An 11,584-nucleotide genomic window follows, 5' to 3' on the forward strand; every position below is an offset into this window, starting at 1 on the left:
TTCCGGCGCCGGCGCGGGTGGCTTGTCCGAAATCGGATCCTCCGGGAACGCTCGGGCGGACGACGAACGCCCACCGGGGTCGCCGGTGGGCGTTCGCGTCGAGGATTGGTCGCTCATCGACAGTCTCTAGTCAGCCTTCTGTACCAGCTAGACGTGGTTTCAGGAAATTTCCTTGACGGCCTTCAGCACCTTGTCCTGCAGGCTCTGCGGGATCGGGACGTAGCCCTTGGCCGACAGCGGCTGCTGGCCGTCGGTCGCGGCGACCGACAGGAACGCCTTGACCGCCTTCGCGACGTCCGGGTTCGAGTACTTCGAGCACACGATCTCGTACGTGGTCAGCAGCAGCGGGTAGGCGCCCGGCACGTTGCTGGCGTAGATGCCGTTAAGGTCCATCGCCAGGTCGTTGGTGCCCGGGTGGAAGAACTTGGCGGCGTCGAGGGACTTGGCCACGTTCTCCGCCTTCAGCTCGACGCCGCCGGAGCCGCTGTCGATCAGGGCCGGGGTGACGCCGTCCTTGGCGAACGCGCTCTCCACGTAGGTGATCGAGCCGTCCGCGCCCTTGACGGTGCTCGCGACACCGTTCGAGCCCTGCGCACCGTTGCCGACGCCGCCGTTGAACTTCTTGCCCGCGCCCTGGGTCCAGACGTCCTTCGCGGCCGCGCCGAGGTACTTCTGGAAGTTGTCGGTGGTGCCCGACTCCTCGGAGCGGGAGACGACCTGGATCGGCTTGTCCGGCAGGTTCAGGCTCTCGTTGCCCTTGACCGCCTTGATGGCCGGGTCGTTCCAGTTCTTGATGCCGCCGTTGAAGATCTTGGCGATGACCTGCGGGGTCAGCGTCAGCTTGTCCACGCCGGACAGGTGGTAGCCGACCGCGATCGGGCCGACGACCAGCGGGATGTTCAGCGCGGGCGAACCGCAGCGCTTGGTGGCGGCCTCGAGGTCGGCGTCCTTGATCGGCGAGTCCGAGCCGCCGAAGTCGACCTGGTTGGCGTTGAACTGCTTGACGCCGGCGCCGGAACCGGTGCCGTTGTAGTTCACCTTCTGGCCGGAGCACTTCTTGCCGTAAGCCTGGTTGAACACCTCGATGGCGTTCTTCTGGGCGGTCGAGCCCTCAGCGGAAAGCGGGCTCTTGCCCCCGCAGTCGACCTGGGCGGTTCCGGTGGCGGCGGGAGCGGCGGAGTTCGAGCCCGCGTTGTTTGACGCCGAAGGGTCGGAGCCACAAGCGGCGAGCACGAGCGCGGCGCTCGCCACGATGCCGACGGCACCCAGGGGCCGCATGATCTTCACTGCATTTCCTCCACTCGGAGATGTGCCTTTTTGAATCCGGTCGGGATTGGCGGCGGGTGAGCCGCACCGGAACCGGACACTAGGCAGCCTCGGTGGACGGTCGTCCTTGGTTGCATGAACGGGAGGTGAACAAGTCACCGTTTGTGAGCAGGACTACTACCCCGAATGGGTGCCGTGGCCTGCTCGTGACCTGCCAGTACGCAGAAAGTAATCCGACTCACCGGAGTCGTCGCCGGTGATCACGCACCGTACTGGACGTCGGTCTCGAAACGCTGGAACCCCAGCTTGTTGTACACAGCCAATGCGGCGGCGTTGTCGCCCTCGACGTACAGGATCACCCTCGGTAGCCCCCGGGAACGCAGGTAGCGGAGTCCGGCCAAGGTGAGCGCCTTGCCGAGGCCACTACCCTGAGTAGCAGGATCCACGCCGACCACGTAGACCTCCCCGACCGGGTCGCCGTCGAACCGGCCGGGCACCGGGTCGTGCACCTTCGTCCAGTGGAAGCCGACGACCTCGCCGCTCTCGTTCTCCGCGAGGAAGAAGCCCGCCGGGTCGAACCAGGCCTGAAGTTCCTCGGCGCGCACCTCGGCGGCGGTCAGCGCGCCCTGTTCCGGATGCCAGTCGAACGCGCGCGCGTTGACCGCGACCGTCGCGTCCTCGTCCTGGCCGGGCACAAAGGCGCGCAGCCGGAAACCGTTGCGCAGCACCGGTTCTGGCCAATCCGCACCCGCGACCTCGACGTGCAGGACCAGCAGTTCGCGCTGACGGCCGAGGTCGAGTTTCGCCGCGATCGCCGCCGCACCAGGGTGATCGCCGTGCGCCCACACGCGAAGCCCAGCGTCGGCGCGCTCGACCACCGCTTGCGCGAGCGCGGTACCAACGCCGCGACGCCGATAAGCCGGGTGCACGACCAGCTCGGCGACCTGGTGTCCGCGGGAATCGCCTTCGGTATCAAGGTGGACGTACCCGACGGGCGCGCCGTCGAGGTGGGCGAGGAGGTGCAGCCCGCCGTCGAATTCGCGCGGCAACGGCCCGGTCGTGTCGACCTCGGGACGGCCGTCCGCGGCTTTGACCGCGAGCAGCACTTCGCGCATCGCGTCGTCGTCGGGTTCAGTCGTCCAGTCGCCAAGGTCGATAGCCACAAACCGACCTTACCGGCGAAAGTCAGCGCGAGGTCAGCTCCGAAGCGTCGGACGGAACCGCGACAACCGGCTTCGCGCCCTTCGCCGGCCGCTCGAACTTGTAGCCGACGTTTCGCACAGTGCCGATCATCTGCTCGTGCTCCGGGCCAAGCTTCGCGCGAAGCCGCCGTACGTGGACATCCACGGTGCGCGTGCCACCGAAGAAGTCGTAACCCCACACTTCCTGCAGCAGCTGCGCGCGGGTGAACACCCGGCCAGCGTGCTGGGCGAGGTACTTAAGGAGTTCGAACTCCTTGTACGTCAGCTCAAGCGTGCGACGGCGCAGCTTCGCCGTGTACGTCGCTTCGTCAATGACAAGGTCGCCTACGCGCAGCTCGGCGTCCGCCTGCAGGCCGATGCCGTCGCGAGTGGTAGCCAGCCGCAGCCGCGCGTCGACCTCGGCAGGGCCCGCGGTGGGCAGCAGGATGTCGTCCGTACGCCATTCGGAGTTGACCGCGACCAGGCCGCCTTCGCCGATGACCGCGATGACCGGCGTGCCCGATTCGTCCTCCGCACCCTTAAGCAGGCGGCACAGGCTCTTCGCGGACGCGAGGTCGCTTCGCGCGTCGAGAAGAATGACGTCCCGGTGACCCGCGTCGAGCAGGGCCGTCACTTCCGGCTCGCGTACGCGTACGGTGTGCGGCAGCAGGTCCAGCGCGGGTAGTACGGAGGTAGCGTCGAGTTCCCCCGTCAGCACCAGCAGGTCCAAGCTCATGATCCGCACCGCCTTCAGATTCGTCGCCTCAAACGTGGCGTCGGTCGGTGCTAAGTGAGAATAGCGGGTGAACACGCCGGTACCTAGCTCCTGCTGGATCGATCACACCTGGTCGAACAGTCCCGGCGTGACCCGCACCACGACGAAATCCACCCGAACAGGAGAACCGAGGCGATGGCGAGCAGGCCCGTGACCCGGGACGACCGACCGGCCAGCAACCCCGGCAGCGGCCGCCGCGGCAGGCGCGTGCGGCGGTGGCTCATCGTGCTGGGAGTGCTGGTACTCGTGCTGGTTGGTGCGGATTTCGGAGCGGCGGCCTTCGCCGAGCACACGATCTCGCAGAAGGCCCGCGCGCAGCTCGGCCTGAGCGACGATCCGTCGGTCACCATCCACGGCTTCCCGTTCACCGTGCAGGCACTGTCGGGTGACTACAGTCACATCACGGTTTCCGCAGACGGCGTGCCGGTCGGCAGCGAACTTCGCGACCTGCGGGTGAGCGCCGAACTGGAGGACGTCAACGCGCCGCTGTCGGACCTCACGTCCGGCAACACCAAGGCGGTGAAGATCGGCAAGCTCACCGGCGCGGTGACGATCAAGGCGTCCGACCTCGCCCGGGTCTCGCCGCTGAACAAGATCCAGAACCTGAAGATCGAGCAGTCGACCCAGGCGTACGTGAAGTACGGCGACACCGACCAGGGCAAGCAGCCGGACCCGACGCCGACCAACGCCGACGGCGAACCGGCCGACGGCACCGCCGCCGGGCTGCGGATCTCCGGCGACGTCCAGGTGGCCGGGCAGAAGGTCGAGATCTTCTGCTTCGCGCTGATCCAGCTCAAGGAGAAGTCGATCTCGATCGTGCCGTACCGGTTGCAGTTCGGGAATGACCAGAGCACCACGATCGTTCCGGAAGCTGTGCAGAAAGCTCTGCTGCCGAACTTCCGGGCGACCATCACGACCACCCGGCTGCCGCTGTCGGTCACGCCGACCGCGGTCCGCGTCGACAGCGGCTCGGTGACGATCAAGGGCGAAGCGCGCGACGTGAACTTCGCCGACCTGTCCACCAACCACGGAGGCTGATCCCGGTGACCGGAGTGTGGGTGCTGCTGGCGACGCTGATCGTCGCCACGGCCGCGGGCCTGGTCATGCGCGCCCGCAACGGCCGGGTCCGCGCGGCCAAACCGGCCGCCGCCACCCGCGTGCTCCCCGCTCCGGTCATCGAGGCCCTTGATCCGCAATCCGCCGTCACCCTGGTGCAGATCTCCACCACGTTCTGCACCCCGTGCCGGCACACGCGAGCGATTCTGTCGTCGCTCGCGGAGAAGACCGACGGCCTGCACCACGTCGACCTCGACGTCACCGAACGTCCCGAGGTCGCGCAGGCGCTGTCGGTGCTCAGCACGCCGACCACGCTCGCGCTGGACCCGGAAGGCCGGGAACTGCTGCGCGTGGGCGGCGTGCCCAAGGGCCCGGAGCTGCTGGAAGCGCTCCGCCCGCACCTCGCCGTGCCCCGCTGACCTCCGCGCCCGGTCCCGCCGGTCCCGGCGGTTGATTCTCAAGATCCGGACCTCGTCCCAAGGAATGAACATGGTTCCGGGAGCGAGCGAGCCTGGGTACCCTCCCCCTGTGGACGAGCTGCCCATCACCCTTCTGACGCAGCGCCGCGCGGTCGATTTCTGCCGCGTGCGCAGCAGCTTGTGTCTGTCTGTACCCGGTCGGCGCTGAAGCACGTCTCGCGCCGTCCCGTTCCAGCCGTACCCGTCTTCGCCGCGTGCTGTCGCGCACGCCCATTCCCCTCGCACTGAGCAGGAGGAACCCATGTCCGCCGGACCGGCCGTAGACCCGCGAGGTCCCAGGTTCGCCGCGATCGTGACCACGGTGGTGCTCGCCGTCGTGCTGATCACGCAGTGGTGGCCGTTGCTCGCACTGCAGACCGTGGTCTTCGCGATCGGCGCGTTCGTCGGGCTCAAGCCCGCGCCGTACTCGGTGCTGTACCGGCTCGTGGTCGCTCCACGGCTCGGGCCGCCGACCGAACGCGAGGACGCCGCCCCGTTGCGGTTCGCCCAAGCGGTCGGGTTCGTGTTCGCGCTCGTCGGCACGGTCGGCTTCGCCACCGGCGTCACGCCGCTCGGCATCGTCGCGACCGCGTTCGCGCTCTTCGCCGCGTTCCTCAACGCGGCGTTCAACTACTGCCTCGGGTGCCAGGTGTACCTGCTGATCAAGCGTTTCAGCCCCGCGCGGGCGTCCTCGTAGCACCATCAACCAAGAAAGAGAGTTCGCTCCATGAGCCGAGAAGACGTCCTGGTCACCACCCAGTGGGCCGAGGAAAACCTGGACACCCCGGGCGTGGTGTTCGCCGAGGTCGACGAGGACACGACCGCCTACGACAACGGGCACATCCGCGGCGCGGTGAAGCTCGACTGGCGCAAGGACCTCCAGGACGGCGTCCGCCGCGACTTCGTCAACAAGGAGGGCTTCGAGAAGCTCCTGTCGGAGAAGGGCATCTCGAACGACGACCGCGTGATCCTCTACGGCGGCAACAACAACTGGTTCGCCGCCTACGCGTACTGGTACTTCAAGCTCTACGGCCACGAGAACGTGCAGCTGCTCGACGGCGGCCGCAAGAAGTGGGAACTCGACGGCCGCGAGCTGAACTCCGACGAGGTCAAGCGCGAGCCGACCACCTACAAGGCCAAGGACCAGGACCTGTCGCTGCGCGCCTTCCGCGACGAGGTCGTCCAGTCGATCGGCTCGAAGAACTACATCGACGTGCGCTCGCCGGACGAGTTCTCCGGCAAGCTGCTCGCCCCGGCGCACCTGCCGCAGGAGCAGTCGCAGGTGCCGGGCCACATCCCGGGCGCGCTGAACGTGCCGTGGGCGAAGGTCGCCAACGAGGACGGCACCTTCAAGTCCGAGCAGGAGATCAAGGACCTCTACGCCGAGGCGGGCTACGACGAGGGCAAGCCGACCATCGCGTACTGCCGCATCGGCGAGCGTTCGTCGATCGCCTGGTTCGCCCTGCACGAGCTGCTCGGCCAGGCGGACGTGAAGAACTACGACGGTTCGTGGACGGAATACGGTTCGCTGGTCGGCGTTCCGGTCGAGTTGGGAGCTAAGTAATGGCAGACGGCTGCAGCGCACCGGCGCAGGAAGCGACTCCGGCGGACTTCGACACCAACGGTCAGGTCGTGCTGGCGGGCAAGGTCACCGGCACCGAGGGGCCGGTCGGCGGCGCGTTCGTCCGGCTGCTCGACGGCGGCGGCGACTTCGCGGGCGAGGTCGTTTCCTCAGCCGACGGCGACTTCCGCTTCTACGCGGCCGAGGGTTCCTGGACGGTGCGCGCGCTGCACCGCACGGGCAACGGCGAGGCCAACGTCACCGCGGAGGGACCGGGCCTGCACCAGCTGGCAATTTCGGTTGTCTGACAACGCTTTTCCCAGGAGGGCCCCTCGGTTTCCGAGGGGCCCTTCCTCGTGTCAGGGGCACGAAAATCTTGACCTCAAGGCGGCTTGAGGACCCAAGCTCGCGGACGTGTCCCAAACGAAAACCGTTGTCCGTAGCCCGCTGCTGGCGGTCGCCGTGTTCGTCGGCAGCTTCATGGCGTTGCTCGACGCGAGCGTGGTGAGCGTCGCGCTGCCGACCATCCAGCGCGAACTGCACGCTGAATTCACTGACCTGCAATGGATTGTCGACGGATACACCGTCGCGCTCGCTGCCGTGATCCTGACCGGCGGCATCCTCGGCGACCGGTACGGCCGCAAGCGGATCTACCTCGGCGGGCTCGCCGTGTTCACGCTCGCCTCGCTGGCGTGCGGCCTCGCCCCGACGCTCGGGCTGCTGATCGCCGCGCGCGTGGTGCAGGGGATCGCGGCCGCCGCGGTCATCCCCGGCGGCATCGCGCTCCTCGCCCACGCGTATCCGGAGCCGCGGGAACGGGCCCGGATGATGGGCGGATGGGGCTGCGTGGCCGGATGCGCGCTGGTCATCGGCCCGCTCGTCGGCGGTCCGATCACCGACGCGTTCGGCTGGCCCACGATCTTCCTGATCAACCTGCCGATCGGCGCCCTCGCGGTGTTCGCCAGTTACCGGGGTCTCGGCGAATCGTCCGATCCCGCGCACGGGGCGCTGGACCTGCCCGGACAGGTGCTCGGCGCGTTGTGGATCGGGTCGTTCACCTACGCCGTGATCGCGTCCGACGCGGTCGTCGCGGTGGTCGGCGCGCTCGGGCTGGCCGCGTTCATCGTCGTGGAACTGCGGGCGACGCATCCGATGCTGCCGATCCGGCTGTTCGGCAAGCTCCGCTTCGCCACCTCGATCTTGACCTCGTTCGTGATCGGCTTCGCGTGCTACCCGCTGCCGGTCCTGATCGCCGTGTACCTGCAGCAGGCTTGGGGCAGCACAGCCTCGACCGCCGGGGTGCAGATGCTCCCGTACGTGGTCACTAACGCTGTCCTCGCGTTCATCTCCGGCCAGCTCACCGCTCGCTTCACCGCGGAACGCGTGCTGCCGATCGGGCTGACCATCACCACTGCGGGCAGCTTCGCCTTCCTGCTGGTCGACACGACGATCCCGTACTGGCTGCTCTGCGTTCCGCTCGCGCTGTCCGGCATCGGGCTGGGGCTGAGCATCACCCCGACGAACGTCGTCGGTCTCGCCGGGCTTCCCGTGCAGCGCACGGGCACCGCGGCCGGCACTGTGAACGCCGCGCGGCAGGTCGGGATGGCACTCGGCATCGCCGCGCTCGGGGCGCTCCTCGACCACGGCAGCACGCTCACGACCGGGCTGCAGACCGCGATGGCAGTGGGCGGCGCGGCGCTGCTGGCGGTGACCGTCCTCACCGCCGCGACCCTGCGCAAGGCCGGATGAGCCAGGGCGGACTATTGTCCTCGCTGTGGAGACCTTGTTTACGACCCTGTTGATCATCGCGGGCATCGCCACCGTGTGGTTCGCGGTCTACGTCGTCTACCGGCTGTACGCCGACCAGCGCTGATCAGCATGACGAGTGGCGACAAGGCCATCGCAGCCGCCGAGGAGCGGGCCGCCAGCACGCGCGACCGCAACCTGCCGTTGTGGGACGACCTGCCGATCCCCAACGACACGGCGAACCTGCGCGAGGGCCCGAACCTGAACGACGCGTGCCTGGCGCTGCTGCCGCTCGTCGGCGTCTGGCGCGGCGAGGGCGAGATCGACTACCCGACGATCGACGGGCCGATCAAGTTCGCGCAGCAGCTCACCGTCTCGCACGACGGCCGCCCGTTCCTGTTCCACGAGGCGCGCTCGTGGCTGCTGAACGAGGACGGCAGCGTGCTGCGGCCCGCCGCCCGCGAAACCGGGTTCTGGCGGCCGCAGGAGGACGACACCCTGGAACTGCTGCTCACGCACAGCTCCGGCATCGTCGAGCTGTACTACGGGAAGCCGCGCAGCCAGACGTCCTGGGAACTCGGCACCGACGCGGTCATCCGCACCGCGACGGCCAAGGAGGTCACCGGCGCGCAGCGGCTGTACGGCCTGGTGAACGGCGACCTCGGGTACGTCGAGGAACGCGCGATGGTCGGCCAGGAAATGCAGCCGCACGCCTCCGCGCTGCTGCGCCGCGTGGTGGGCTGAGGCTCCGGGAGACGCCGTGCGCTGGCGGCGGTACGGCGAACACGCCGCCCTGCTCGACTGTGCCTCACTCGATCAGATGAGCGCGGCCCGGGCGACGCTCACCGAAGCCGCGCTCGACGGCGTCACGGAGATCGTTCCCGGTGCCCGCACCCTGCTGGTGGTCGCGACGCCCGGTTCCGGCGCGCTGGAAGCCGCGCGGGCTTTGCTGGCCTCGGCCGATCTGGCGCATCCACCGGCCGGGCCACCTGGTGAAGTCGTCCTGGACGTGCACTACTCCGGCGAAGACCTTTCCCTGGTCGCTGAGGACGCGGGCCTCACCGTGGACGAGGTGGTCACCCTCCACACCAGCGCGACCTACACGGTGGCGTTCACCGGTTTCGCCCCCGGTTTCGGTTATCTCGCCGGCCTTCCCGCCGAGTTGCAGCAGCCCCGCCTCGCTTCCCCGCGAACCCGCGTCCCCGCTGGCGCGGTGGCCATCGCTGACGAGTACACCGGCGTCTACCCGCGAGAGTCCCCCGGCGGCTGGCGCTTGATCGGCCACACCGAGGCGACGCTCTTCGACCCTTCCGCCGAACAACCGGCGCTGTTCACGCCCGGTCTCCGCGTGCGGTTCCGGAGCGTCTGATGCGCGCTGTGGAGATCGTCTCGACCGGGCCGCAGGCGCTGGTGCAAGACCTCGGCCGCCCTGGCTACGCACATCTGGGCGTCCCACCGTCGGGTGCTCTCGACGCCGCTGCGTTGCGCCTGGGCAACCGGCTGGTCGGCAACGACGAGGGTGCGGCGGGCATCGAGACTCTGCTGGGCGGGCTGACCGTCCGGGCCGCTGCCTCGTGCACCGCGGCGGTGACCGGACCGCCGGTCGCGGTGTTCGTGGACAAACGGGAAACCGGTTCGCACACCCCGATTTCGCTGCGGCCAGGCCAAAAACTGACGATCGGCCGACCGGCCACCGGACTGCGCTGCTACCTGACGGTGTCCGGCGGAATCGCCGTGCCGCCGGTGCTGGGCAGCCGGTCGAGCGATGTCCTTTCTGGACTCGGCCCCGCCCCGTTGAGCGACGGCGAGACGGTCCCGCTCGGTCCGGTCACCGGCGTTCCGTCCGGTGCCGACGTGGTCGCCGCCGCACCGGTGCCGCCGCGATTGACGGTGCCCGTCCTGCTCGGCCCCCGCGACGACTGGTTCGCCGACCCCGCGACCGCGCTCAACACACAGTGGACAGTCACCGCGGAATCCAACCGAGTGGGGGTCCGCCTCGACGGGCCACCGCTACGTCGAGTGTCCACTTCGGAGTTGCCCAGCGAGGGCGTGCTCACCGGCGCGATCCAGGTCCCGCCGAACGGATTGCCGCTGGTGTTCCTCGCCGACCACCCGACCACGGGCGGCTATCCGGTGGTCGCGGTCGTGAGACGGGAGTCACTCGGCGCACTCGCGCAAGCACTCCCCGGAACCTTGGTGCGGTTCCACGCGTCCTTGTGAGCGTGGAACGGGTAACGATCACCGGCGGCACGGGTTTCCTGGAGCTGAACACCGGCGGGCGGGCGGAGCTGCCGCAGTCGCTGCGCATCGCGCTCGCGACCGGTCAGGTGCGCCTCCCGCTGGCGGAAACCCTGAGCGACCTTCTGGCCTTGCTCGTCGACGGCCAGTACCGAATCAGCGGCCCGCAACGACTCGAGTCGCTCGACCTGGTCCCGGCGAGCCCCTGGCCGGACGACGACGATGCCCGCGTCACGTACTACCGCACGGCAATCCGCGCCGGACACCGCCCGGTGGCGGTGGTTCTGTCCGGTACGCGAGCGTTTCTGCTGGACGGGCACCACAAGATCAGCGCTTACCGGGCGGAGGGGGTCACGCCGTCGGTGGTGCTGATCAGCGGGTCGTGAGTGTTTATCCCGGTTCTAACCGGCATAAACACTCACGAGCCGCTCAGTACTCGCCCTCGTAAGCGGCCACCAGCTCCCCGTGCAGCGCCGTCGCGTCCGGCAATGCCGTCCCGTTCAGCGTGTGCACCCGGGTCACCTTCCGCACCGACGACGTCAGGAAAACGCCGTCTCCCTGCCGCAAGTCGTCCACCGACAGCTGCTCCACCTTCACCGACCAGCCCGCCTTCTCCGCGCCGCGGAACAACGCGTACTGCGTCGTTCCTGGCAGGATGCCAACGGTGGACGGCGGCGTGTAGAGCGTCCGGTCCTTCGCCAGTACCACCGTCGAGGTGGGTCCTTCGAGCACCGAATCGTCGGTAGCGGTGAAGATCACATCTTGCGCTCCGCGACGGGCCGCCTCGCGCAGGGCGGCCATGTTCATCGCGTAGGAAACCGTTTTCGCGCCGAGCAAAAGCCACGGTGCGCGCTCGGCGAGTTCGGGGCCGAAACCGCGTTCCAGGGTCACCACGGAGACGCCCTCCGTGCGCGCCCGCAGCACCTTCTCGTCGACCTCCAGGCCCATCGCGAACGCCGTCGGCTTGCCTTCCGGATCGCCGTCGACACCCCGCGTGTACACGAGTTTCAGGGCAATCTCCGGTCCGCCCTGCCACGCGTCGACGACCGCCTGCGCGGCTCGGGCGAAGCCGTCGAGGTCCGGGGCCGGCAGGTCCAGCATCGCCGCGGAACGGGCGAGCCGGTCGAGGTGCGGACGCATTTCCCGCGGCTTTTTCACCGCCACGAGGATCGTTTCGAACACCCCGTCTCCGCGCAGCAGGCCGAGGTCGTCCACCCGGAGGTGAGCGGCTTCGGGGTCGGCCAGTGAACCGTCGAGGAAGGCGAGAACGCGCATCCCCACAAGGTACTCACTTACCCTTATG

14 protein-coding genes are annotated in these 11,584 nt (G+C 68.6%); 10 read left to right on the plus strand and 4 right to left on the minus strand.

Translation table 11 applies throughout. From position 1 onward, the window contains the following. Positions 1 to 159: 159 nt before the first annotated feature. The 3 genes from pstS to RPX00_RS11465 all read right to left on the minus strand — a co-directional run bounded on the left by pstS (position 160) and on the right by RPX00_RS11465 (position 3,183). Entirely contained in the window at positions 160 to 1,287 is a 1,128-nt protein-coding gene (pstS, locus tag RPX00_RS11455) for a phosphate ABC transporter substrate-binding protein PstS (RefSeq protein ID WP_406639489.1), read from the minus strand. A gap of 239 nt (positions 1,288 to 1,526) precedes the next feature. Then, positions 1,527 to 2,381: a mycothiol synthase gene (gene mshD, locus RPX00_RS11460; RefSeq protein WP_406642873.1), complete on the minus strand. Its 855-nt coding sequence runs from the start codon at positions 2,379 to 2,381 to the stop codon at positions 1,527 to 1,529. A 70-nt stretch (positions 2,382 to 2,451) separates the two neighbouring features. Then, positions 2,452 to 3,183: a winged-helix domain-containing protein gene (locus RPX00_RS11465; protein WP_406639490.1), complete on the minus strand. Its 732-nt coding sequence runs from the start codon at positions 3,181 to 3,183 to the stop codon at positions 2,452 to 2,454. 174 nt (positions 3,184 to 3,357) lie between these two features. On the opposite strand from RPX00_RS11465, the gene RPX00_RS11470 reads away from it, so the two are divergent. The 10 genes from RPX00_RS11470 to RPX00_RS11515 all read left to right on the plus strand — a co-directional run bounded on the left by RPX00_RS11470 (position 3,358) and on the right by RPX00_RS11515 (position 10,667). Beyond that, positions 3,358 to 4,260, plus strand: coding sequence for a DUF2993 domain-containing protein (locus tag RPX00_RS11470; RefSeq protein ID WP_406639492.1), 903 nt, complete (start codon positions 3,358 to 3,360; stop codon positions 4,258 to 4,260). 5 nt (positions 4,261 to 4,265) lie between these two features. Next, positions 4,266 to 4,697, plus strand: a complete 432-nt coding sequence (locus tag RPX00_RS11475) for a TlpA family protein disulfide reductase (RefSeq protein ID WP_406639493.1) — start codon at positions 4,266 to 4,268, stop codon at positions 4,695 to 4,697. Between the two features lie 301 nt (positions 4,698 to 4,998). Further along, positions 4,999 to 5,433 (plus strand): DUF4395 domain-containing protein, encoded by a 435-nt coding sequence (locus RPX00_RS11480; protein WP_406639494.1) that lies wholly within the window; start codon positions 4,999 to 5,001, stop codon positions 5,431 to 5,433. Positions 5,434 to 5,463: 30 nt separating this feature from the next. Further along, positions 5,464 to 6,300, plus strand: coding sequence for a sulfurtransferase (locus RPX00_RS11485; RefSeq protein WP_406639495.1), 837 nt, complete (start codon positions 5,464 to 5,466; stop codon positions 6,298 to 6,300). After that, positions 6,300 to 6,605: a DUF1416 domain-containing protein gene (locus tag RPX00_RS11490; RefSeq protein WP_406639496.1), complete on the plus strand. Its 306-nt coding sequence runs from the start codon at positions 6,300 to 6,302 to the stop codon at positions 6,603 to 6,605. The genes RPX00_RS11485 and RPX00_RS11490 overlap by 1 nt, the downstream gene beginning before the upstream one ends. A gap of 106 nt (positions 6,606 to 6,711) precedes the next feature. After that, positions 6,712 to 8,046 (plus strand): MFS transporter, encoded by a 1,335-nt coding sequence (locus RPX00_RS11495; RefSeq protein WP_406639497.1) that lies wholly within the window; start codon positions 6,712 to 6,714, stop codon positions 8,044 to 8,046. A 129-nt stretch (positions 8,047 to 8,175) separates the two neighbouring features. Beyond that, on the plus strand, positions 8,176 to 8,787 hold the full coding sequence (locus RPX00_RS11500; RefSeq protein ID WP_406639498.1) for an FABP family protein: 612 nt from the start codon (positions 8,176 to 8,178) through the stop codon (positions 8,785 to 8,787). A gap of 16 nt (positions 8,788 to 8,803) precedes the next feature. Then, positions 8,804 to 9,412: an allophanate hydrolase subunit 1 gene (locus tag RPX00_RS11505; protein WP_406639500.1), complete on the plus strand. Its 609-nt coding sequence runs from the start codon at positions 8,804 to 8,806 to the stop codon at positions 9,410 to 9,412. Next, on the plus strand, positions 9,412 to 10,263 hold the full coding sequence (locus RPX00_RS11510) for a biotin-dependent carboxyltransferase family protein (RefSeq protein ID WP_406639502.1): 852 nt from the start codon (positions 9,412 to 9,414) through the stop codon (positions 10,261 to 10,263). Before RPX00_RS11505 ends, RPX00_RS11510 begins: the two co-directional genes overlap by 1 nt. Positions 10,264 to 10,265: 2 nt before the next feature. Further along, positions 10,266 to 10,667, plus strand: coding sequence for a hypothetical protein (locus RPX00_RS11515; protein WP_406639503.1), 402 nt, complete (start codon positions 10,266 to 10,268; stop codon positions 10,665 to 10,667). A 43-nt stretch (positions 10,668 to 10,710) separates the two neighbouring features. On the opposite strand, the gene RPX00_RS11520 is transcribed toward RPX00_RS11515, so the two are convergent. Beyond that, positions 10,711 to 11,556 (minus strand): aminodeoxychorismate lyase, encoded by an 846-nt coding sequence (locus RPX00_RS11520; RefSeq protein WP_406639504.1) that lies wholly within the window; start codon positions 11,554 to 11,556, stop codon positions 10,711 to 10,713. Between the last annotated feature and the right edge of the window lie 28 nt (positions 11,557 to 11,584).

The organism is Amycolatopsis sp. WGS_07 (genome assembly GCF_045278895.1).
Lineage (GTDB): Bacteria > Actinomycetota > Actinomycetes > Mycobacteriales > Pseudonocardiaceae > Amycolatopsis.